The sequence below is a fragment of the Nonomuraea sp. N2-4H genome (assembly GCF_045291505.1).
In the GTDB taxonomy this organism is placed as follows: Bacteria; Actinomycetota; Actinomycetes; order Streptosporangiales; family Streptosporangiaceae; genus Nonomuraea; species Nonomuraea fastidiosa.
In genome coordinates this window covers 939,626-961,943 of record NZ_CP147987.1, presented here as the reverse complement: position 1 = coordinate 961,943, position 22,318 = coordinate 939,626, and the positions used below count along the sequence as shown (strand labels likewise).

Annotated in this window: 16 protein-coding genes and 1 pseudogene; 8 read left to right on the top strand and 9 right to left on the bottom strand. The window is 72.6% G+C overall.

The window, feature by feature from the left end:
- Positions 1 to 3: 3 nt before the first annotated feature.
- From WBK31_RS04415 to WBK31_RS04405, 3 genes are all read left to right on the top strand, one after another.
- Positions 4 to 540, top strand: a complete 537-nt coding sequence (locus WBK31_RS04415; RefSeq protein ID WP_364066910.1) for a sigma-70 family RNA polymerase sigma factor — start codon at positions 4 to 6, stop codon at positions 538 to 540.
- Entirely contained in the window at positions 537 to 983 is a 447-nt protein-coding gene (locus tag WBK31_RS04410; protein ID WP_364066912.1) for a hypothetical protein, read from the top strand. The genes WBK31_RS04415 and WBK31_RS04410 overlap by 4 nt, the downstream gene beginning before the upstream one ends.
- A gap of 127 nt (positions 984 to 1,110) precedes the next feature.
- Complete coding sequence (locus WBK31_RS04405; RefSeq protein WP_406674362.1) at positions 1,111 to 3,645, top strand: CHAT domain-containing protein; 2,535 nt, start codon at positions 1,111 to 1,113, stop codon at positions 3,643 to 3,645.
- A 102-nt stretch (positions 3,646 to 3,747) separates the two neighbouring features.
- Here the strand turns inward: WBK31_RS04405 and WBK31_RS04400 are convergent, their stop codons facing one another.
- From WBK31_RS04400 to WBK31_RS04385, 4 genes are all read right to left on the bottom strand, one after another.
- A complete protein-coding gene (locus WBK31_RS04400) occupies positions 3,748 to 4,572 on the bottom strand; it encodes a sulfurtransferase (RefSeq protein WP_364066916.1) in 825 nt (274 codons plus the stop codon).
- Entirely contained in the window at positions 4,569 to 5,684 is a 1,116-nt protein-coding gene (locus WBK31_RS04395; RefSeq protein WP_364066918.1) for a nucleotide pyrophosphatase/phosphodiesterase family protein, read from the bottom strand. Before WBK31_RS04395 ends, WBK31_RS04400 begins: the two co-directional genes overlap by 4 nt.
- Before the next feature lie 899 nt (positions 5,685 to 6,583).
- Complete coding sequence (locus WBK31_RS04390; RefSeq protein ID WP_364066920.1) at positions 6,584 to 7,174, bottom strand: DUF5998 family protein; 591 nt, start codon at positions 7,172 to 7,174, stop codon at positions 6,584 to 6,586.
- Positions 7,175 to 7,318: 144 nt separating this feature from the next.
- Positions 7,319 to 9,967 (bottom strand): GNAT family N-acetyltransferase, encoded by a 2,649-nt coding sequence (locus WBK31_RS04385; protein WP_364066922.1) that lies wholly within the window; start codon positions 9,965 to 9,967, stop codon positions 7,319 to 7,321.
- A 182-nt stretch (positions 9,968 to 10,149) separates the two neighbouring features.
- Between WBK31_RS04385 and WBK31_RS04380 the strand changes: the two genes are divergently transcribed.
- Entirely contained in the window at positions 10,150 to 11,043 is an 894-nt protein-coding gene (locus tag WBK31_RS04380) for a sugar kinase (RefSeq protein ID WP_364066923.1), read from the top strand.
- A gap of 139 nt (positions 11,044 to 11,182) precedes the next feature.
- Here the strand turns inward: WBK31_RS04380 and WBK31_RS04375 are convergent, their stop codons facing one another.
- Together WBK31_RS04375 and WBK31_RS04370 are read right to left on the bottom strand one after the other, a co-directional pair.
- Positions 11,183 to 13,297: a RecQ family ATP-dependent DNA helicase gene (locus tag WBK31_RS04375; protein ID WP_406674361.1), complete on the bottom strand. Its 2,115-nt coding sequence runs from the start codon at positions 13,295 to 13,297 to the stop codon at positions 11,183 to 11,185.
- 59 nt (positions 13,298 to 13,356) lie between these two features.
- Positions 13,357 to 13,551: a hypothetical protein gene (locus tag WBK31_RS04370; protein ID WP_364066927.1), complete on the bottom strand. Its 195-nt coding sequence runs from the start codon at positions 13,549 to 13,551 to the stop codon at positions 13,357 to 13,359.
- Positions 13,552 to 13,983: 432 nt separating this feature from the next.
- On the opposite strand from WBK31_RS04370, the pseudogene WBK31_RS04365 reads away from it, so the two are divergent.
- A pseudogene (locus WBK31_RS04365) lies at positions 13,984 to 16,499 on the top strand (DNA topoisomerase (ATP-hydrolyzing) subunit A).
- A 218-nt stretch (positions 16,500 to 16,717) separates the two neighbouring features.
- A complete protein-coding gene (locus WBK31_RS04360; protein WP_378784615.1) occupies positions 16,718 to 16,924 on the top strand; it encodes a hypothetical protein in 207 nt (68 codons plus the stop codon).
- A 138-nt stretch (positions 16,925 to 17,062) separates the two neighbouring features.
- Here WBK31_RS04360 and WBK31_RS04355 read toward each other — a convergent pair whose 3' ends face one another.
- Positions 17,063 to 17,446, bottom strand: a complete 384-nt coding sequence (locus WBK31_RS04355) for a VOC family protein (protein ID WP_364066932.1) — start codon at positions 17,444 to 17,446, stop codon at positions 17,063 to 17,065.
- A gap of 35 nt (positions 17,447 to 17,481) precedes the next feature.
- Between WBK31_RS04355 and WBK31_RS04350 the strand changes: the two genes are divergently transcribed.
- Entirely contained in the window at positions 17,482 to 18,045 is a 564-nt protein-coding gene (locus WBK31_RS04350) for a thioredoxin family protein (RefSeq protein WP_364066934.1), read from the top strand.
- Between the two features lie 345 nt (positions 18,046 to 18,390).
- Here WBK31_RS04350 and WBK31_RS04345 read toward each other — a convergent pair whose 3' ends face one another.
- Positions 18,391 to 18,630, bottom strand: coding sequence for a hypothetical protein (locus tag WBK31_RS04345; RefSeq protein ID WP_378784618.1), 240 nt, complete (start codon positions 18,628 to 18,630; stop codon positions 18,391 to 18,393).
- Positions 18,631 to 18,768: 138 nt separating this feature from the next.
- Here WBK31_RS04345 and WBK31_RS04340 point away from each other — a divergent pair, with 138 nt between their 5' ends.
- A complete protein-coding gene (locus tag WBK31_RS04340; protein ID WP_364066937.1) occupies positions 18,769 to 19,263 on the top strand; it encodes a carbonic anhydrase in 495 nt (164 codons plus the stop codon).
- Between the two features lie 830 nt (positions 19,264 to 20,093).
- Here the strand turns inward: WBK31_RS04340 and WBK31_RS04335 are convergent.
- On the bottom strand, positions 20,094 to 22,160 hold the full coding sequence (locus WBK31_RS04335; protein ID WP_406674360.1) for a type IIA DNA topoisomerase subunit B: 2,067 nt from the start codon (positions 22,158 to 22,160) through the stop codon (positions 20,094 to 20,096).
- Positions 22,161 to 22,318: the final 158 nt, after the last annotated feature.

The following is a 22,318-nucleotide window of genomic DNA, read 5'->3' as shown; positions in this document are numbered from 1 at the left end:
CGTATGCGGGATCTGCGTGATCCAGCGGAGCTGCTCGCGGCCGCGGCCAAGGGCGACCGGGCCGCATGGGACGAGCTCGAAGCGAGGTACGGGCCGCGCATGTGGGCGGTGGCCCGCGCCTGCGGCCTGAGCCCGGTCGACGCCGCCGACGCGGTCCAGGGCGCCTGGCTCCGCCTGCTGCAGCATCTGCACGACATCAGGGAACCGGCGAGCGTGGGCGGCTGGCTCGTGACCACCGTTCGTCGCGAGGCCCTTGCCATGCAGCGCAAGGAGCCGCCCCTCGTCTCCGTGACCGATCCGGTCGACGAGCCCGACCCGGCCGCCGCCGTGCTGGAGGCCGACGGGCGGCGCAGGCTCTGGAAGACGGTCTCCACACTGCAAGAACCCTGCCGCTCGATCCTGGAACTTGTCGCGTACGAGGTCGGCAACCAGCAGGTGGCGTCACGGCTCGGGCTGCCCGACGGCAGCATCGGGCCCACCAAGGCACGCTGCCTGGAGAAACTGCGCACTCTGCTCTCACTACAGGAGACAGCGCAATGATCAACGACGAGTACTTCCTGGCGGCCCTCCGGCTGGCCGCCGGGAACGACCCGATCCCGGGTCACGTCTCCGCCGCCGCACGTGACGCCTATCGGCTTCGGGTCCCGATGGCCGTGACCGCCGCCCACACCGAGTCCGCCACGATCCGCAGCGTGCGCGACAACGACAGCTCCCATCTGGTGCGGTTCATCGCCGCCGGCCTCACGTTCGATTTGGAGGTGACGGAGGGCGACGGGCTCATCGACGTCGCCGGTCACATCTCCCCCTATCCCGGCGAGGGCGCGCTCGTCGACGTACGGTCGCCGCACCTGACCCTGACCCGGCGCATCGCCCCCACCGGCCACTTCGTCGCCACGGGCCTGCCGCCCGGGTGGCTGAGCGTGGTGTGCCACAGGCCGGGGCACCCACCCGTACAGACCACGTGGGTGCGCATCCGCCCCTGACCGATACCGACCACGTGAGTGCGCACCCACCCCTGACCCGACACCGGCCACGGGGGTGCGCACCCACCCCTGACCCGGCCGGGAGTCCGCGCGTTGCTCCCGGCCGTCTCCTCCTCCGAGGCCGGTTATGAGCGCAGCGACGGACCAGCAGGTCACGAGGGGCGTCCATCCGCTCGTCCAGGCGGCGGAGTCCGCGCTGATGCGTTCGCTGGTCGAACCCGACCGCGCGCTGCGAGTCGCCGGCGCCATCAGGGAGGCCGCCAGGCGTGACGGGTGCCCCGAGGCCGAAACCGTGGCGCTGCGGTCGATGGCGCTGGCCGCGCGCGAGCTGGGAGACTTGGAGAGCGCCGAGCACCACCTGCTGGAGGCCATCGCCCTGCCGGACGCTCCGCCCGGGCGGGTCGCGCAGGCGCGGCTGTCGCTGGTGACCGTACGCACCGAGCGTGGCCATCCGCTCCAGGCGCTGCGCGTGGCCGCCCTGGCCTGGGCTCATCTGTCGCCGATCGACCGCGCCAAGCTCGACACGCAGCGCGCGGTCGCGCTCGCCCGGCTGGGGCGTCACCAGGAGGCCATCTCGTCCTGCGACCGTGCGATACGGGCCCTCGCGGAGGCGCCGGGCACCATGGACGACCGCAGGTTCCTGGCCGGCGGGCTGCTCAACCGAGGGCTCATCCACTCGTACCGGGGCGACTGGGACGCGGCGCTACGCGACCTCACGGACTGCCTGCGCATCGCCAAGGAGGCCGGGCTGCGGCACCTCGCCCGGCTGTCCGCCGCCAACCTGCCTTTTCTCTCCGTACGTCGCGGCGACCTCGCCGCCGCCTTCAAGCACTACCACGAGGCCGAGGACGCCCTCTTCGGCTTTCCCGAACGGCTGGCCACGATGCGGGCCGACTTCGCCGATGCCCTCCTGGCCGTGAACCAGCCGGGCGAGGCCAGGGCGATGCTGGACCTGGCCGTACCCGACCTGGAGGCGTCCGGGGCGCTGGTGGCGCTGGCCGAGGCGCGGCTGAAGCTCGCCCAGGTGGAACTGCTCACCGGCGACCCGCACCGGGCCCTGCAGGTGGCCGAGCAGGCCGCCGCCGAGCTCGCGGCGCAGCAGCGTACGACGTGGCTGCCGCTGGCCAGGGAGGTGGTGCTGCGCTCACGGCTGGCGCTCGGTCCCGTCACCCGCGAGCTGCTGACCGAGCTGGCCGAGTGCGCCGGAGAGCTGGAGGAGTGCGACGCTCACGTGGCCGTCGCGGCGGCACTGCGGCTGGTCGCGGCCGAGACGGCGCTCTCCTTGGACGACCGCCGCACGGCCTTGGACCAGCTCACCCACCTCACCAGGGCGGCAGAACAGCCTGCTGGACGGCCCGATGAGCGGGTCGGGGAGCGGGCGCCGGACTCCGAGGCGGCGCGGGCCGGACGACCGGTGCGAGCCGCGTTGATCCCGGGAACGGTGCGCCAGCACGCGCTCGCGCTCAAGTCGGCGCTCCTGGACGACCCCGCCGGAGCCTTCACCGCCGTCCGCGACGGGCTGGCCGAGGTGAGCGGGCGCGTGGAGGGCTTCGACGACCCGTCGCTGCGCGCGCACGCGGCCAGGTCGGGCGAGCGGCTGGCGGCGTTCGGGCTGGAGCTGGCCGTACGGGAGGGCAGCGCGAGCACCGTGTTCGAGTGGGCCGAACGCTGGCGGGCCGTCGCCTCGCCCGCCCACGCGAGCGCGCTCCCCGACCCCGAACGCGTGCGGGCGGAGCTGGGAGGCAGCGCCCTGGTCGAGTATGTGGCCGACCGCGGCGCACTGCTCGCCGTCATGATCACCGAGCGGCACCTGCTGCTGCGGCGGGTCGGCGACCTTCAGGAGATCAGCGAGGCGATCCTGCGCCTGCGGTACGCCCTGCGCCGCCCCACCCAGCGCCACGACACCGACGCGGCCGCCGTCGCCCTCGAAGAGCTCGTCCTGCGGCCCCTGCTGGCCGACCTCGATGATCGACCGCTGGTGATCGTGCCGGTGGCCGGCCTGCACAAGCTCCCCTGGGGCGCGCTCCCCGGCCTCCGCGAACGCCCGGTGAGCGTGGCGGCCGGCACCGCCGCCTGGCTGCGGGCGCGTGCCAACGCCGACGCTGCTGCTCGCCGGCCCGGGAGCCCGCCCGTGGTGGTGGCCGCGGCGGGCCCGGAGCTGGAGCACGCTCGTACCGAGGTGGCCCACGTCGTGCGCTGCCACCCCGGTGGACGGCTCACAGAGGGGCGGGTGGGGCCGGTGCGGGAGGCGCTGTCCACGGCCGACGTCGTGCACCTGGCGGCGCACGGGACGTTCCACGCGCGCACCCCGCTGGGGTCGGGCATCACGCTGGAGGACGGCGCGCTCATGGCGTACGACCTGCTGGAACTGCCCCGGACGCCCGGGCTGGTGGTGCTGTCGGCGTGCAACTCCGGGATGTCGCGGACGCCCATGGAGGGCGCGCCGCTCGGGCTGCCGGGGACGTTCCTGGCGAAGGGCTCGTCGTGCGTGATCGCCGGCATGGTGCCGATAGGCGACGAGGAGGCACGGGCGGTGATGAGCACCTTCCACGAGCTCGTGGCGGCCGGGCAGGCACCCGACGCGGCGCTGGCGTGTGCGGCGGCCAAGACCGGCGAGGTGGGCTTCACCTGCTTCGGCGCAGGCGACTTCCCGCTCTACTGAGCCCGGACGCCTGAGCCGAGGTCGCCCAGCCCCGGCCACCTGAGCCGAGTCACCCGACCCTGGCCGCTTGACCCCGGGGCGCCCTGGCGCAGGCGCTGCCGGTCAGCCGGTGGCGACGGGGCGGGACGGGTCGCTGACCCAGTCGGACCAGGAACCGACGTACAGCGCCGCCGGCAGGCCCGCGATCTCCATCGCCAGCACCTCATGTGCGGCCGTCACGCCGGAGCCGCAGTACGCGCCCGCCCGCGTCCCCTCGCCGACGCCCAGCCCGGCGAACCTCGACCGCAGCTCATCGGGCGCCAGGAAGCGCCCGTCGGGGCCGACGTTGTCGGTGGTCGGGGCGCTGACCGCACCGGGGACGTGCCCGGCCACGGGATCGACGGGCTCCACCTCGCCGCGGTAGCGCTCGGCGGCGCGGGCGTCCAGCAGCACGCCGCGCCCGGCCAGCTCGCCCGCCTCGTCGGCCGACAGCATCGGCATGCCGCCCGGCCTGGCGGTGAAGTCGCCCTCGACGGGTGCGGGCACCTCCTTGGTGACGGGGTGACCGGCCGCGATCCAGGCGGGCAGGCCGCCGTCGAGCACGCGGACGTCCTGGTGGCCGAAGTAGCGCAGCGTCCACCAGGCGCGGGCGGCGGTCGTGGCGGCCGCGTCGTCGTACACGACGACAGGGCGGCCGTCGAAGACGCCGAGCCGCCGCATCGCGCTCTGGAACGCCTCCGCACTGGGCAGCGGGTGTCGCCCGCCCGTGCCGGGCGGGCCGGCCAGGTCGGTGTCGAGGTCGCAGTAGACGGCGCCCGGGATGTGGCCCTCGCGGTAGGACTCGATGCCGGGCGGCCCGCCGAGCCGCCAGCGCACGTCGAGCACGGTGACCCCGCCACGATCGGCGAGCTCCGCGAGCGCGGCGGGTGTGATGAGCGGGCTGGTCACGGGCGTACCTCCAGAAGCGGGACGTGCTGTTCTGCCGCCGTCAGCGAGCCGTGGTAACCGACGAACTGCGCCTCGACGGGATGCCTGCTGGGAGCGGTGATGGCCAGGTCGGTACGGGGGACGGCCACGACGTCGCCGATGCGGGCGAGCCACGGCTCGCGTACGCGGGGGCCGAACCAGCCCGACTCGACCGCCTCCTCGCGCGACACCACCCACGCCTTGTCGCCCAGCGTCTCCCGCCAGGCGTCGAGCACCTGCCCTGCGGCCCCCGGACGGGTGTAGACGTGGCGTGCCCTGGCCTCGCCGCCCAGCATCGCCACCCCCTCCGCCAGCTCGGGGACGCTCTCCGCATCGATCTTCTCGGTGGCGTTGACCATGCCGTGGTCGGCGGTGACGTAGAGGGCGGAGCCGGGCGGCATGCCTTCGGCCAGGCGGCTCGCCATGGCGTCGACGATCTCGAGCTGCCGCAGCCACTCGTCGCCGCCCCAGCCGTGCATGTGGCCGGCGGCGTCGAGGTCGCCGTAGTAGACGGTGACGTGGGAACGGCGGCGCTCCCGCAGCACGTCGTGGACCCTCGCCACCCTTTCGTCGACCGAGCCGGCCGCCACGTGCCGGACGCCGCGGAAGGTGGCCCGGCTCAGACCGGTGCCCGCCAGCTCGGCGGGGGCGACGTAGACCGGCTCGATGCCCGCTGCGGCGGCGCGCTGGTAGACGGTGGGGGCCGGCTGCCACACCTCGGGGTCGATCGGCTCGTCGCCCGGGAAGGTCCAGCGCAGGCAGTTGAGCATGCTTCCGGTGCCGGGCACGGCCAGCATCATGCCCACCATGCCGTGCTCACCGGGCGTCAGGCCGGTGCCCAGGGTGCACAGGCTGGTGGCGGTGGTGGCGGGGAACCCGGCGCTGAGCGTCCTGGACGTACGGTGCGCCGCCAGGAACGGGGCCCGCTCGGGGTGGGCGTCGAGCAGCTCCGCTCCGAGACCATCGACCAGGAACAGGCACACACGGTCGGCGGCATCGAGGTCGAGCAGGTTAGGCTCTGGCAGCCCGAGCGCGGCCAGCAGGGAACCCGGCAAGTCGGCCAGCGACGCGCCGCCGTATCCGGGCACCAGCATGCCCCTCAGTCTAGCCCCGCCCCGATCGCCCGCCCGGCGCTCCGCGACACCCTCAGCAGGGGCGGCAGAGCAGCGCGAAAAGCCAGGCGAGCGCCCAGGAACTGCACCGCCGAGACTGCGCCGGCCCCACCACACAGACGCAGGGCGGACGACGCCCAGCAGGCGGACGCGGAGACGACCTGACCACCGACGCGACCAACGCTCCCGGGCCAGGGCGGGGGCGGGCGCAGGCGTAGGTCGACGCGAGCACGCGGCGCGGACGACGCTGGTACGGGTCAGGGCGCAGGCAGTGCTCAAGCGCGCAGGCGCGGGTGGAGTCGCCGGTGGCGTTGCCGGGGGCGGCGCGCGACGCGGACAACACCCCGCAGGCCCACCGCGCAAGCACCGGCACGAGCGGCTCTTGACGGACTGGCGTGCGCACGGCACCGACACGGACGACTCGCCGTGGGTGCGGGGGCGTGAAACGGCGCCCGCTCAGCGGGCCGACACGCTCAGCGACCGACACGCTCAGCGCGGCGCGGGCGAGTGCCCGCAAGCCCAGGCGCCGCATGCGTCAGCACGGGTCGGCGCCCGGCGCGAACGGCACTCCACAGTCCCGCCGCACGAACGCCGGCGCTGAGCGCGCTAGGTGCGCGAGCACGTGCACAGCGGAAGCCGCCCACGCGGACACCGCACGCGAGCCCGAGCACGGGACGGCGCGCGGAGACGCGGCGCGGGCGCGGGCCTGATCCGCGCGGCGACACGGCCCAGGAGCGGGCCTGATCCGCGCGGCGACACGGCCCAGGAGCGGGCCTGATCCGCGTGCGGCGACACGGCGCGGGCACGGGTGATCTGCGCGCGGCGCTCGCAGCCGGGTGGGGTGGCGGTTGGCGGGTGAGAGGTGCGCGGGTGGGCGAGGGTCAGGCGGTGGCGCGGGCGGTGGCTTCGGAGAGGGCCTTGGCGAAGGCGAGCACATGGGAGACCGCCTCGGGCCCGTCGGCGGCCTCGCTGACGCGCAGCGACAGGTCGTCGGCGGTGATGGCGCCGGTGTAGCCGTGGTCGGCCTCGCAGTTTTCGTCGCCGCAGGTGGCGGGCTCGAGATCGACGTGAGAGATGGCGCCCCAGCCGATGGTGAGCGTCACCTCCGTGGGAGGGACGCCGGGCACGTAGGAGGCGGGGTCGGGCACCACACGGGTGACCGCGACCGACTGGACGCGGCTCAGCCGCACCGCCTCGGTGGTGGTGGAGGCGTGGGACGCCGAGACCCCCTCCACCGCGGGGTGCTCGTCGGTGTGGCAGACGAGCAGCCGGGTCGCGGTCAGCACCAGCACGGTGACGTGGCGGCGCACCTCCATCGCGGGATCGAAGGTCGCCTCGTGGTGGACCACGAACGCGGTCACGGCCTCCTTGCCCAGCGCGGATTCGACCGCATCGGTGACGAGGTCGGGGTAGTAGCCGCTGCGCTCGATCGCGTCGCGCAGGCCCGCGGCTGAGACTCGGGTTTCCCTCATGGCTCCATCCTGCCAGGGACGGGCAGTGCACTCACCCGCCGGATATAACGCTCTATAACGTCTTTTGCCGGGTCATCAGCGGGCACTCGGCCCCTCCCCCTTCGCTCAGGGCTGACGCACCCCCGTCAGCGCCCACAGGCCCGGTCACGACAGCCGGCGCGGGCCGCCGTCGAGCCGCGGCCCCGCCGGGGTGCGCAGGGTCGCGCGGGCGCTGAGGATCACCACCGCCGACTCCCCCACGAGCACCTGGTCGAGGTCGAGCCTGGCCACCTCGGGCAGATCGTGGGAGAGCCGCCCGACGCGTACGAGAAGGTCCTCCAGGGCGTCCACCGCGACGGGCGGGTAGCCGTACTGGCCGAAGAGCAGCGGCGCGGCGCGTACGGACCGGATCAGGTCGGAGGCGTCCTCGCGGGTGAGCGGCGCGAGGCGGAAGCTCTGGTCGGCCAGCAGCCGCGCGGTCACCTCGCCCAGCCCGAACGACACCACCGGCCCGAACGCCGGGTCCTCGATCACCCCGACCACGGTCGGCACGGCGGGCTGCGGCGCCATCCGCTGCACGGCCAGCTCCGCGTGCTCGCGCACCAGCTCGGCGTAGGCGTGGCGGACCATCTCGGGGCCGGTCAGCCCGAGGCGTACGGTGCCCGCCCGCCGCGAGGCCGCGGGGTCGGCCGCCTTGACCACCACCGGCCAGCCGAGCCGTTCGGCCGCGGCCACCGCCTCGTCGGGCGAGCGGACGACCTCGGCGGGCCAGACCTCAACGCCGTAGCAGGACAGCAGCTCGGCCGCGTCGATCTCGACGGGCGGCCCCGGCTGGGCGAACCCGCCAGGCGGGGTCTCGGGCGCGGTGCCCGCCAGCGTCTCGCGGACCAGCGTCCGCGCCCGCTGGGTGTCGATGCCGGTCAGCTCGGGCGGCGGGGCCACCGGCTGGGCGCGGCGGCGGGCGTAGCGGACGACGTGGGCGAGTGCGCGTACGGCCTCCTCGGGGGCGGCGTACGACGGGATGGACCCGCGTGCGGGCCCTTCGTCCCCGGGGACGCGCAGCGCCGGGTGCATGCCGAGATGCCCCTCGAACGTGGCGAGCACCGGCTTGCCGGAGCCCTTCGAGACGCGCAGCAGCTCGGCGGCCACCGCGTCGGTGTCGCCCGGGATCGGCGGCATGTAGATGACGACAGCGGCGTCCACCTCGCCGGAGGCCAGCTCGCCGGCGAGCGCGGCCCCGTACTCGCCGGGCCCCGCGGCCGGGCCGAGGTTGACGGGCTCTCGGGGTTCGAGACCCGCGGACAGGCAGGCGTCGGCGGCGAGCAGGCCGAGCGCGTCGGAGTTGGTGACGAGCGCGACCCGCGGGCCGTCGGGCAGCGGCTGGTACGCCAGCAGCTGCCCCACGTCGAAGAGCTGGATGAGGTCGTCCACCCTGATGAGCCCCGCCTGCTCGAACAGCGAGCTGATCGCCGAGTCGGGCAGCCCCAGCTCGGCGGCCGAGTGGCCGGACGGGGTGCCGCCGCTCTTGACCACCACGACGGGCTTGCGCCGGGAGATGCGCCTGGCCAGCCGGGTGAACTTGCGCGGGTTACCGAGCGACTCCAGGTAGAGCAGGATGACCTCGGTGGAGTCGTCCTCCTCCCAGTACTGCAGCAGGTCGTTGCCCGAGACGTCGGCCCGGTTGCCCGCCGAGACGAACGTCGAGATGCCCATGCCGCGCTGGGCGACCCGCTGGAGCAGCGCGGTGCCGAGCGCGCCCGACTGGCTGAAGAAGCCGACGTTGCCCCGGCCGGGGACGGTGGCGGCGAGCGTGGCGTTGAGCTTGACGGCGGGGTCGGTGTTGGCGATGCCGAGGCAGTTGGGGCCGACGACGCGCAGGCCGTAGGAGCGGGCGATGCGGGCCAGCTCGTCCTGCCTGGCCCTGCCCTCGGGGCCGGTCTCGCCGAAGCCGGACGAGACCACGACCAGGCCGTGCACGCCCTTCTCCGCGCACTCCTTGACGATGTCGATGACGCCTTCGGCGGGCACGGCGACCACGGCGAGATCGACCTTGTCGTCGATGGCGGTCACGCTCGGGTACGCGCGCACGCCCGCCACCGCACGCACCTCGCGGTGGACGGGGTAGACGGGGCCGGTGAAGTCGGCGGCCAGCAGGTTGCGCAGCACGGTCTGGCCGACGCCGCCGGGCTCGCGCGAGGCGCCGATCACCGCGACGGAGCCGGGGGTGAGCAGCCGGGCGATCGAGCGGGACTCGGCGCGGTGCTCGCGGGCGGCGGTGACCTCGGCGGAGGTCTCGGTGGGCGTGAGGTCGAGCGTCATGCGTACGACGCCGTCCTCGAACTGGCTCTGCGCCGTGTAACCGGCCTGGCGCAGCAGCCCCATCATGCGCATGTTGGCGGGCAGCACGTCGGCGATGAAGCGTTCGATGCCGCGCTCGCGTGCGGTGGCCGCCAGGTGTTCGAGCAGCACGGACGCCACTCCCCTGCCCTGGTGGGCGTCCTCGACGAGGAAGGCGACCTCGGCCTCGCCGGGTCCTGTGCGGTCGTAGCGGATGACGGCCACCATCTCGGTGCCGATGGTGGCGATCAGCGCGACCCTGTTGACGTAGTCGACGTTGGTGAAGCGCTCGACCTCGCGGTCGGAGAGCCGGGGGCGCGGGCCGAAGAACCGAAAATAGATCGACTCGTCGGACAGGCGGGAGTAGAACGAACGGAGGCGGTCGGCGTCGGCGGGCTTGATGGGCCGCACGTGCGCGGTGCCTCCGTCGGCAAGGACGACATCGGCCTCCCAGTGGGCCGGATATTGTGCCTCCACAGACACGAGCGTAAACCCGGATCCCACATGTCAAGACGCTGGGGCCCCATTGGGCAACGCTTGTGCATCGACTCCTGCCCGGTAATAGGGGTACGCCCCACGAGCAGCTCGGAAGCTGTTAGTTTTGCGGTGGCGTTTTGCCGTGGCCAGGCTCGATCTGTAGGCAGCAAGGTGGTGACATCATGACGCGGGTCGTCGTGGTGGGCGATCTCATGACCGACGCGGTCGCGCGCGCCCGTTATGCGCTCGCCCGGGCGAGCGACACCCCGGCGATCGTGACGATGCACGGCGGAGGCTCGGGGGCGAACATCTCGTCCTGGCTCGCCGTCGAGGGCGCGGAGGTGGCCTTCATCGGCCGCAGAGGCGCCGACATCACAGGTCGCAACCGCGACATGGAACTCATGGGCTACGGCGTCGACGCCCGGCTCGTCATGGACCCCGAGCGTCCCACCGGCACGTGCGTGGTGCTGGTCACCCACAAGGGCGAGCGCACGATGCTGTCCGACCCCGGCGCCAACGCCGCCCTGTCGCCCGAGGACCTGCCGCGCGACCTGTTCACCCAGGGCTCCCACCTGCACCTGTCGGGCTACACGCTGATCAACGAGGGGTCGCGCGAGGCCGGGCTCGCGGCGCTCGACATGGCGCGGCACGCCGGGATGTCGATCTCGGTCGACTGCGCGTCGTCGGCGCCTTTGGAGCGTACGGGAGCCGAGCCGTTCCTCGAGTGGACCAACGGCGCGAAGCTGCTGTTCGCCAACGTCGACCAGGCCAAGGTGCTGACCGGCCGCGACGACGCCGAGGCGGCGGCCAAGGTGCTCACGGCGTGGTTCCCGCAGGTCGTGATCAAGATGGGCGCCGACGGCGCGCTGTGGTTCAGCAACGGCCGCCCCGACCCCGTGCGGGTGGCCGCCGAGCCGGTCGAGAAGGTCGTCGACGGCACGGGGGCCGGTGACGCGTTCTGTGCCGGGTTCCTGCCGCCGTGGCTGGAGGGCAAGCCCCCGGCCGAGGCGCTGGCCTCGGGTTGCAGGCTGGCGTCCAAGGCGATCCTGCACCTGGGCGCCCGCCCGCCGTTCTGACCGGCCGGCCCTTCGAGCCGGGCCCGCCGTTTCTGCCCGGCGGCCCGCCCGAGCCTGGCCCGCCGTTTCGCTCCGGCGGCCCTTCGAGCCCCTGGCCCGCCGTTCCAGCCCTCAGGCCGTTCTCAAAGGAAGCCCTTCCTCAGCTGGTCACGGCGAGCGCCAGCGGCAGCACCGCGGGCGCGCCCGCGTGGCGCACCTGAGCCGCGGCCAGCGTCATGGTCCAGCCGGTGTCGACACGATCGTCCACCAGCAGCACGGGCCCGCCGCACCGCCCGATCGCGGCGCTGAGATCCTTCGGCATGGCGAGGGTGGCCCTGACCGCCTGCACCCGCTGCGCGCTGTTGTACTGCCGCCCCGGCGAGCCCGCGCGGTAGCCCAGCTCCCCCAGATAGGCCAGCCGCCCCACCTGCGCGAGGCGCTCGGCCAGCCCGCGCACGAGCTTCGGCCGGCTCGCCGACGGCACGTTGACCACCGCGACGGGCCGCTCCTTCCACTCCCACGCCGACAGCACCTTGACCACGGCGGCGAACACGTCGTCGGGCACGGGGGCGTCGTCGCCGGCGAGCAGCTCGCGCAGCCGGTTGCCCCAGCCGATGTCGGTGAGCCGCCCGAGCGCCCTGCCGGGCTCGGCGCCCAGCTCGGGCTTGATGCGCCCGGACAGGTCGGGCATGCCGGTGGGCCACTGCCTGCGGGCCTCGATCTCGACGCCCGGCCTGGTAAGGCGTTCGCGCGCGGTCTCGACGGCCTGTGCGGCGATCTCGGTGGAGCGGTGGCTGCCGGTGCAGTTGTCGCAGCGGCCGCAGGGCGTGGCGGTGTCGTCGTCGAGGTGACGGCGCAGGAACTGCTCGCGGCACTCGGTGGTGGTGAGGTAGGCCAGCATGGCCTCCTGCTCGGCGCGGCGCTCCGCCGCGATGCGGGAGTAGCGCTCGGTGTCGTACTCCCACGGCGCGCCGGTGGCCTCCCAGCCGCCCTTGACCCGGCGTACGGCGCCTTCGACGTCGAGCACCTTGAGCATCATCTCCAGCCGGCCCCGGCTGAGATCGACCGCGGACTCCAGTGCCTGGGTGGACATGACGCCGCGCTCTTCGAGCGTCTTGAGCGTGGTACGGACGAGGGGCTCGGGCGGGAAGGCCAGCGAGGCGAAGTACGCCCAGATCTCGCGGTCTTCGGCGCCGGGCAGCAGGATGACCTCGGCCCGCTCGACGCCGCGCCCGGCCCTGCCGACCTGCTGGTAGTAGGCGACCGGCGACTGCGGCGCGCCGACGTGGACCACGAAGCCGAGGTCGGGCTTGTCGAAGCCCATGCCGAGCGCGCTCGTGGCGACCAGCGCCTTGATCTTGTTGCCGAGCAGCGCCTCCTCGGCGGCCAGGCGCTCGGACGGCTCGGTCTGGCCGGAGTAGGCGGTCACCTCGAAGCCCTGGTCGCGCAGGTAGCCGGCGATCTCGTGGGCGGCGGCCACGGTGAGGGTGTAGACGATGCCGGAGCCGGGCAGCTCACGCAGCGTCTGGGCGAGCCAGGCCAGCCGCTGCTCGGCGGTGGGCAGGCGGACGACGCTCAGGTGGAGGCTGTCGCGCTCGAGCGGGCCGCGCAGGACGAGCGTGTCGTCGTCTTCGCCGCGCAGCTCGGGCGGCAGGCGCAGCTGCTCGGCGACGTCGCGGGTGACGCGGGCGTTGGCCGTGGCGGTGGTGGCCAGCACGGGGATGCCGGGCGGGAGCTGCGCGAACAGCGTGGACAGCCGGCGATAGTCGGGCCGGAAGTCGTGTCCCCAGTCGGAGATGCAGTGGGCCTCGTCGACCACGACGAGCCCGGCGCTCTCGGCCAGCTCAGGCAGGACGTTGTCGCGGAAGTCGGGGTTGTTGAGCCGCTCGGGGCTGACCAGCAGCACGTCGACCATGCCGTCGGCGACCTGGCCGTAGATCTCCTCCCACGCCTCGGGATTGGCGGAGTTGATCGTCACGGCTCTGATGCCGGCGCGCTCTGCGGCGGCGATCTGGTTGCGCATGAGCGCGAGCAGCGGCGAGACGATCACGGTGGGGCCCTCGCCCAGCTCGCGCAGCAGCGCGGTGGCCACGAAGTAGACGGCCGACTTGCCCCAGCCGGTGCGCTGCACGACGAGCACCCTGCGGCGGTCGAGCACCAGGGCCTTGATGGCGGCCCACTGGTCGTCACGCAGCCTGGCGTGCTCGCCGGCCAGGGCCTGCAGCCGCTCTTCGGCCTCTTCCCGCAGCATCGCGGCGTCGGGGGCATCAATCATGCCTCCCTTGTTACCAGCTCCGGGCGACGGAATTCGCCGATCCCGCCCCCGGACGCGGCTCACGCCGGGTCGGCGTGCTCGGGGAAGGCGTTGATCGTGACGCGGTGCATGCGGCGGCGCTCGGTGGAGTCGGCGACGGCGTGGTGCTGGGTGGAGCGGATGTCCCAGAAGGCCGGCCTGCCCGGGCGCCGGCGCAGCCCGCACTGGAACCCGGGCGCGCCGATGTGCTCGGTCACGGGATGGAACTCGATCATGACGCCTTCCGGAGACGGATGCGGATCCCTCGCACCGAACGCAAGACCAAGCAATTGATCGGCCAAAGGAGCGCGCGCCGATCGAACAAGTCTGCGATAACTCGTACGGATCGAGTAGGATCGGAGCCTCGGCATGATGGTCGACGCCATCTTCTCCCCGGGCACCCCAAGCGTGAGCGACACCATGGATACGCCACAGACGACCTGGCTCGTGCGATCATCTGCCATAGGCGAAGACGTCCCCACCCCTTCCGGCCGCGTGGCCGCGCCGGCCCGCCGCCCGCGCGCGGCGCCGGGAGACGGGCCGCATCGCCGCCTCGCACGCCGATCTGACGCTTCTCCAGCGAGCTGACGGCTACGGTTAGAGCACAAGAACAGAAGGAGGATGCGCTTCCCCTCGGCGCGACGGCCGAGGCAGCCGCGCAGCATACGATGGCCCGACGCACGACAGCACCCCCGCCCGAGGACTTCGAGGAGCGGATCGTCGACATCGACGTCTCCTCTGAAATGCGCAGGAGCTATCTCGAGTACGCCTACTCGGTGATCTACCAGCGGGCGCTGCCCGACGCTCGCGACGGCCTCAAGCCGGTCCAGCGGCGCATCCTCTACTCGATGAACGAGATGGGCCTGCGGCCCGACCGCGGCCACGTGAAGTCCTCGCGCGTCGTCGGCGACGTCATGGGCAAGCTGCACCCCCACGGCGACAGCGCGATCTACGACGCCCTGGTCCGCCTGGCCCAGCCGTTCTCGATGCGCCTGCCGCTCATCGACGGCCACGGCAACTTCGGCTCGCCCGACGACCTGCCGGCCGCCATGCGTTACACCGAGGCGAGGCTGGCCCCCGCGGCGATGCTGATGGTCGAGTCGATCGACGAGGAGACGGTCGACTTCAAGCCCAACTACGACGGCCAGGAGACCGAGCCGGTCGTGCTGCCGTCGGCCTTCCCCAACCTGCTGGTCAACGGCACCAGCGGCATCGCGGTCGGCATGGCCACCAACATGGCGCCGCACAACCTCGGCGAGGTCGTCGCCGCCGCCCGCCACCTGATCAAGAAGCCCGACGCGACGCTCGACGAGCTGATGAAGTTCGTGCCGGGGCCCGACCTGCCGACCGGCGGCCAGATCATCGGCCTGCAGGGCGTGCGCGACGCGTACGAGACCGGGCGCGGCACGTTCCGCATGCGGGCCAAGTGCTCCATCGAGCAGATCACGCCGCGGCGCAAGGGCATCGTCGTCACCGAGCTGCCGTACAACGTGGGCCCCGAGCGCGTGGTCGCCAAGATCAAGGAGCTGGTGACCAGCAAGAAGCTGCAGGGCATCGCCGACCTGAAGGACCTCACCGACCGCCACAAGGGCCTGCGGCTGGTCATCGAGATCAAGAACGGCTTCATCCCCGAGGCGGTGCTCGAAGAGCTCTACCGCCTCACGCCGATGGAGGAGACGTTCGGCATCAACAACGTCGCGCTGGTCGACGACGAGCCCCGCACGCTCGGGCTGCGCGAGCTGCTGCAAGTCTACGTCGACCACCGGCTCGACGTCGTGCGCCGCCGCTCGGAGTTCCGCCGGCGCAAGCGCGAGGAGCGCCTGCACCTGGTCGACGGCCTCATCATCGCGCTGCTCAACATCGACGAGGTCATCCAGGTCATCCGGTCCAGCGACGACTCCTCCCAGGCGCGCACCCGCCTGATGGAGGTCTTCGACCTCACCGAGATCCAGGCGTCCTACATCCTCGACACGCCGCTGCGCCGCCTGACCCGCTACGACAAGCTGGAGCTGGAGCGGGAGAAGGAGACGCTGACCGACGAGATCGCCAAGCTCAACGAGATCCTCTCCTCCGAGACCAAGCTGCGCCAGGTGGTCTCCAGCGAGCTGGCCGACGTCGCGAAGAAGTACGGCACGCCGCGCCGCACGGAGCTGCTGGAGTCGCCGGGCGTGACCCGCGCCCCGGTGACGGAGCTGCAGGTCGCCGACGACCCATGCCTGGCGCTGCTGTCCTCGACCGGCCTGCTGGCCCGCACCGCCGACGCCTCGCCGCTGCCCGGCGACGGCCAGCGGTCGGCCCACGACGTGCTGGTCAGCGTGGTGCGCACATCCGTACGCGGCGAGGTCGGCGTCATCACCTCACACGGCCGGTTGATCCGCATCCAGGTGGTCGATCTGCCCACGCTGCCGTCGTCGGACGACCCGCCGTCGCTGTCGGGCGGGCATCCGGTCTCCGAGTACGTCTCCCTTGAGCCCGACGAGAAGGTGGTCGGGCTGGGCTCGCTCGATCCCGAGAGTCCCGGCCTGGCGCTCGGCACCGCCCAAGGCGTGGTCAAGCGCGTGGTGCCGGACTATCCGGCCAACCGCGACGACTTCGAAGTGATCACGCTGAAGGAGGGCGACCGCGTCGTGGGCGCGGTCGAGCTGGTGTCGGAGTCGCACGACCTGGTGTTCATCACCTCCAACGCGCAGCTGCTGCGCTACCCAGCCTCGCTCGTACGTCCCCAGGCAGGCCCGCGGGCGGCATCGCCGGCATCCGGCTCGACGAGGGCGCGCGGGTGATCTGGTTCGGCTCCGTCGATCCCCAGCGTCCGGCCCATGTGGTCACCATCGCCGGGTCCTCCACGGCGCTGCCCGGCACCCAGGTGGGCGGCGGCAAGGTCTCCGACTACGCCGAGTTCCCGCCCAAGGGCCGCGCCACCGGCGGCGTCCGCGCCCAGCGGTTCCTCAAGGGCGAAGACGTGCTGCTGCTCGCCTGGGCGGGCCCGGCCCCGGCCAAGGCGGTCTCCGCGGTGGGCAAGCCGGTGCCGCTGCCCGGCGAGCTGGGCCGCCGCGACGGCTCCGGCGTACGCCTGACCCACACCATCGGCGCCATCGGCGGCGCGCTGGCCTCCAGCCCCGAGGCCCTGCCGGGCGGCTCTGACTCGGCCACCGAGCAGACATCGTCCGCCTCCGACGAGGAGTAACGGCGGGCGGGGACGCTCCGGCGTCCCCCGCGCCCGTCTCACTCCGGCCCGGTCGTCGATGAGCCGTACGCGGTGCCGCCGTCGCCGACCTGATCGCCGCGGCCCGCGACCGGCCGGCGCGCGGCGACGTCGCGTCCAAGGCGGCGGCACTCGCGCTCACCCCGGCCCTGTCCTGCCGCCACTGGAACGCTGACGGCTCCGTCCGCGACCGGCGTACGGTGCTCGGCGCGCCGGCGGCCGCCGCGACGCTGCTCGACCGGTCGAAGAGCGATGCGTACGAGGTGGACGACGCCGTGGCGTCGGTCGCCCGCGACGTGGCGCGGCAGGCCGGCAAGCGCCCCGGCCTGCAGGCGCTCGCCGACCATGAGGTGGCCGCAGGGAACGTCCGTAAGGCGGTGGACCTGCTGGTCCAGGCGACCCGCTGACGCTCGGAGGCTCCGGGCTCTGGCCTTCGGGCTGCGCGCTGGGAGTCGGGGCTGACCTCTCGCGATGTGCGGAGGTCAGCCCCTCATCCCGGGCCGGGAGCAGTCCCCATCGCCCGGCCCGGGCTCGTACGCCCCGCGTCAGTCGGTTGCTGAATCGACGCAGAGGCAGAACGGGTGGCCCGCCGGGTCGAGGAACACGCGGAAGGAGTCGTCCTCGCTCGGCTGGTGCTCGTGCTTGCGCGCCCCGAGCGCGAGCACCTGGCGTTCGGCCTCGTCCATGTCGGTGACCGTCACGTCGATGTGCATCTGCTGCGGGCGCGAGCCGCCCGGCCAGTCGGGCGGCCGGTGGTCGGGGGCGAGCTGGAACGCCAGCCGGAAAGGCGACCCGCCGTCGGTGACCACCACCCATTCGTCGTCCGCCGAGGTGATCGGCCAGCCCAGCAGCCGGGAGTAGAACTCCGCCAGCCCCCTAGGGTCGGGGCAATCGAGCACGGTGGTCCTGAACGCGGCGATCCCGCCCATCACTGTCCCGCCTCTCCATGATGACAATGGACGTCATGGCTGCTAACTCGTTCATGGTTCCACTCGGCACTCCCGCGCCCGCCTTCGACCTGACCGCCATCGACGGCGGCAGCGTCTCGCTGAAGGACCTCGAAGGCTCGCCCGCCACGCTCGTCGCCTTCCTGTCGAACCACTGCCCGTACGTGCGGCGCATCGAAGACGGCATCGGCGCGCTGGCCAAGGACTACGGCGCGCGGTTGTCGATGGTCGCCATCTGCAGCAACGACAGTGTGAATTACCCGGATGACGATCCCACACACCTCGCCGAGCAGGCGCGGCGTGCGGGGTTCACGTTCCCGTACCTGCTGGACGAGACCCAGGAGGTGGCCAAGGCGTACCGCGCCGCCTGCACCCCTGACTTCTTCCTGTACGACGGCGACCTGCGGCTCGTCTACCGGGGCGAGTTCGACGGCGCGCGGCCCGGGAACAAGGAGCCGGTGACCGGCGCGTCGCTGCGGGCCGCCATCGACGCCGTGCTGGAGGGCAAGCCGGTGCCGCAGGAGCAGAACCCGTCGATCGGCTGCGGCATCAAGTGGAAGCCGGGCAACGAGCCTGCCTGAGCCCTTCGTCCGGCACCGCCTCGGCAGCCTCGCAAGACCCGTTCGGCGCGGTTCGGCCGGGCGCCGTCGCGGCCGGTGCGTCACGGCACCGGCGTCCACCACGCCGGCATGCGTAGCGCCGCCGGGCCCCCGGTGCGGCCGCCGAGGCGGTCCAGCATGCTCAGCGCCGCCGGGCCCCGGTGCGGCCGCCGAGGCGGTCCAGCATGCGCCCCGGTGCGGCCGCCGAGGCGGTCCGGCGTGCGCGCAACCGGCGAGCCCGGCGGCCCGGCTAGGAAGCGGCGGCGGCGATGGCGGCGGGCAGAGCAAGGAGCAGATCGTGCGGCTCCCCGCCCTCCCAGTGCCGGATCAGCTTGGTGCCGGCCTCCCCGGATCGAACTCCTCGCACCCCAGCGGACCGAAGCAACCGGCCTGGTCGAGCATCTGTATGAGCGGGTCGTCGTCAGGCAGGGTGGCCGCGTAGGCGGCGGCGTCGAGGAGCGCGAGCGCGCACCTGGCGTTCCGCCCCTCATCCCTGGACTCCACGCGGTCGAGGCGACGCCGGGCTTGAGCACGGAGGTACTCGGCGAGCGATTCTGACCTACTCACGACAAACCTTCTTCGGTGACGTACGTACGGCTACGACATCATCACTCAAAGTGAGGCTCTTTCGTGGGACGTTTGCCAAGTACGGCCAGTCGGGCCCCCGCGAACATCACTTATATGAGGTGCGGGATCATTTGAGGCATGAGTGCGTTCGACGACCTTTACGCCGCCAACGCCACGTTCGCCGAAAGCTTCGGCGCCTCTGAGCTGACCGGCCGCGCGGCCCGTGGGCTGGCCGTGGTCACCTGCATGGACTCCCGTATCGACCCGCTCGGCCTGCTCGGGCTCAAGCCCGGCGACGCCAAGATCCTGCGCAACGCCGGCGCTCGCGTCACCGATGACGTCCTGCGCACTCTGGTGCTGGCCGTTTACCTGCTCGGCGTGGAGCGGGTGCTCGTGATGCCGCACACGGACTGCGGCATGACGAAGGTGACGGACGCCGACGTACACGAGCTCACCCTGGCCCAGGGGGTGGACACCCGCAGCCTGGAGTTCCACACCGTCCCCGACCAGGCCGCCGCGCTCCGCCACGACCTCACCCGGATCGCGAGCACACCGTTCCTGCCTTCGGACATGCCGGTGGCCGGCGCCATCTACGACGTACACACCGGCCGGTTGTCGCCGTACACCGGCTGACCGAGCTGAAGGGCTTCGGTACGGCCCTGAGACGCCATCAGCGCAAGGCAAGAGCCGCAGGCGGTCAAAGGTGACCAAGGCACGCCTTAAACGCCTCACAAGCCCATTGAGGCCCGTCGGCCCCTCCCGTCTCTGGCTTCGTCCCGGCCCTACGCAGAAGCCTCTCGGGCCACGCTGAAGGCCGTTTCGGATCAACCTCTGCCCGAGACCCGATAAATCGCCCCGCCGTCGCGGACGCGGGCCGGCAGATCGGGCGCGTCGAGCCGACCGGGCACGTCGAGCCGACCGGGCACGTCAGGCCGACCGGGCACGTCAGGCCGACCGGGCACGTCGGGCGGACCGGCGAACAGGCGTCCAGCGGACCGGTTCAGGCTGGGCGCCCCCGCCGACCGCTCCAGGCCGGGCAGCGCGGCCCGCGCGTGTCGCGCCGAGCAGCTCGACCTCGCGAGTCAAACCGACCGACCCCGCCGGCGGGTCGCGCCGAGCTGCCCGATCTCACGAGTCGAACCGACCAGCCCCGCCGCGTGAGTCGCGCCGAGCGACTCGACCTCGTGAGTCGATCCGACCGGCCTGGTCGCGTCGGCCGGGTCGGCGGGCGAGCTGCGCGCTCCGCCTTGCTCACCGAGAAACCACCCGGCGCGGGATCAGGCGCCCCCGGCCGAGCCGATCGCGACATCGGGCCGAGCCGATCGCGACGTCGGGCCGAGCCGAACGCCGCCCAGCAGACCTCCCCGGACCGCGGCCCGCGTGAGTCAGGCCAGGGCGACCGGCCGGGCCACGCCGCGGCAGCCCGGCCGATCGATGAGACCGGATGACCCGATGGCGCGGGGTCAGGCGTCGATGTGGTCGCGGTCGACCTCGGCCGCGCTGTTGACGATGAACTCGCGGCGCGGCGCGACCTCGCTGCCCATCAGCAGGTTGAAGATGTGCTCGGCCGCCTCGGCGTCCTCGATGCGGACGCGGCGCAGGATGCGGTGGCGCGGGTCCATCGTGGTCTCGGCGAGCTGGTCGGCGTCCATCTCGCCCAGACCCTTGTAGCGCTGCACCGGGTCCTTCCACCGCTTGCCGCGCCGCTCCAGGTCCCGCAGCACCTTCTGCAGCTCGGCGTCGGAGTAGGTGTAGATGTACTTCTCCTTGCCGCGCCCCGGGTTGATCAGCTCGATGCGGTGCAGCGGCGGCACGGCGGCGAAGACGCGCCCGGCCTCGACCATCGGCCGCATGTAGCGGTGGAAGAGGGTGAGCAGCAGGCAGCGGATGTGGGCGCCGTCGACGTCGGCGTCGGCCATGAGGATGACCTTGCCGTAGCGGGCGGAGTCGATGTCGAACGTGCGCCCGGAACCGGCCCCGACGACCTGGATGATGGCCGCGCACTCGGCGTTTTTGAGCATGTCGCTCACGGACGCCTTCTGGACGTTGAGGATCTTGCCGCGGATCGGCAGCAGCGCCTGGAACTCGGAGTCGCGGGCCAGCTTGGCGGTGCCCAGCGCGGAGTCGCCCTCGACGATGAACAGCTCGCTGCGGTCGACGTCGTCGCTGCGGCAGTCGACCAGCTTGGCGGGCAGCGCGGAGTTTTCCAGCGCGCTCTTGCGCCGCTGGTTGTCGCGGTGCTCGCGGGCGGCGATGCGGGCCTTGGCGGCGGCGACGATCTTCTCCAGCACCGACCTGAGCGGCTGCTTGTAGCCGCGCGGCGGGTTGGTGAACAGCTCTTTCAGCTCGCGCAAGACGACGTGGGAGACGATGCGGCTGGCGGCGGAGGTGCCGAGCACCTCCTTGGTCTGCCCCTCGAACTGCGGCTCGGGCACTCTGACCGTGACCACGCCGGTCAGGCCCTCGGAGATGTCGTCCTTGGTGACGGGGTCGTCGCCGTTCTTGAGCAGGCGGGTCTCGCGCAGGACCTCGTTGATCGTACGGACGAGGCCGCGCTCGAAGCCCGTCAGGTGGGTGCCGCCCTTGGGCGTGGCGATGACGTTGACGAACGAGCGCACGGTGGACTCGTAGCCCTTGCCCCAGCGCAGCGCCACGTCGACGCTCAGCTCGCGCTGGACCTCGGTGGGCGTCATGTGGCCCTGCTCGTCGAGCACGGGCACGGTCTCGTGGAAGTGGCCGACGCCCTGCAGGCGCAGCACGTCACAGAGCAGCTCGTCGCGGGCCAGGAACTCGACGAACTCGGCGATGCCGCCGTCGAAGCGGAACTCCTCTTCGGTGCGCTCTTCGTGCCTGCTGTCGTAGACGGCCAGGGTCAGACCGGGGACCAGGAACGCGGTCTGGCGCAGGCGCACGTGGATCTCGTCGAGGGAGATCTCGGCGTCGGGGAGGAAGATCTGCCTGTCGGCCCAGAAGCGGACGCGGGTGCCGGTGACGTTCTTAGGGATCGTGTCGCCGATGCGCAGGCCGGACTTCTTCTTGAACTTGGCCTTGGGGCCTTCGCCGTCGAAGATGCCGGGGACGCCGCGCCTGAAGCTGATCTCGTGGACCCGCCCGTCGCGGTCGACCTCGACGTCGAGGCGCGCCGACAGGGCGTTGACCACGGAGGCGCCCACGCCGTGGAGGCCGCCGGACGCGGCGTAGGAGCCGCCGCCGAACTTGCCGCCCGCGTGGAGCTTGGTGTAGACGAGCTCGACGCCGGCCAGGCCGGTCTTGGGCTCGATGTCGACGGGGATGCCGCGGCCGTTGTCGCGCACCTCGACCGAGCCGTCGGCGTAGAGCTCGACCTCGATGCGGTCGCAGTAGCCGGCCAACGCCTCGTCGACGCCGTTGTCCACGATCTCCCAGAGGCAGTGCATGAGCCCGCGGCTGTCGGTGGACCCGATGTACATGCCCGGGCGCTTGCGGACGGCCTCGAGACCCTCGAGCACCGACAGGTGACGAGCCGTGTAACCCGCCTCCACTAGCGTCACTTCAGCTCCCCTGGCCTAGTCATCGAACACGTGTGCGTAGCCTACCGTTCTTACCGCACGCGCGCGTACAAGCTTGCCATGGCCGCTCGTTTGCCGTTACCAACGGGCTGATCGTCATTACTTTCGGACACATTCCGCTCTGGGCGTAGCGAGGGGGC

Coding starts and splice junctions, on each gene's coding strand:
- WBK31_RS04370 (WP_364066927.1), bottom strand. CDS start 13,551: ATGATCGAGTTCCATCCCGTGACCGAGCACATCGGCGCGCCCGGGTTC.
- WBK31_RS04355 (WP_364066932.1), bottom strand. CDS start 17,446: ATGGGCGGGATCGCCGCGTTCAGGACCACCGTGCTCGATTGCCCCGAC.
- WBK31_RS04395 (WP_364066918.1), bottom strand. CDS start 5,684: ATGCTGGTGCCCGGATACGGCGGCGCGTCGCTGGCCGACTTGCCGGGT.
- WBK31_RS04390 (WP_364066920.1), bottom strand. CDS start 7,174: ATGAGGGAAACCCGAGTCTCAGCCGCGGGCCTGCGCGACGCGATCGAG.
- WBK31_RS04405 (WP_406674362.1), top strand. CDS start 1,111: ATGAGCGCAGCGACGGACCAGCAGGTCACGAGGGGCGTCCATCCGCTC.
- WBK31_RS04410 (WP_364066912.1), top strand. CDS start 537: ATGATCAACGACGAGTACTTCCTGGCGGCCCTCCGGCTGGCCGCCGGG.
- WBK31_RS04380 (WP_364066923.1), top strand. CDS start 10,150: ATGACGCGGGTCGTCGTGGTGGGCGATCTCATGACCGACGCGGTCGCG.
- WBK31_RS04375 (WP_406674361.1), bottom strand. CDS start 13,297: ATGATTGATGCCCCCGACGCCGCGATGCTGCGGGAAGAGGCCGAAGAG.
- WBK31_RS04415 (WP_364066910.1), top strand. CDS start 4: ATGCGGGATCTGCGTGATCCAGCGGAGCTGCTCGCGGCCGCGGCCAAG.
- WBK31_RS04350 (WP_364066934.1), top strand. CDS start 17,482: ATGGCTGCTAACTCGTTCATGGTTCCACTCGGCACTCCCGCGCCCGCC.
- WBK31_RS04340 (WP_364066937.1), top strand. CDS start 18,769: ATGAGTGCGTTCGACGACCTTTACGCCGCCAACGCCACGTTCGCCGAA.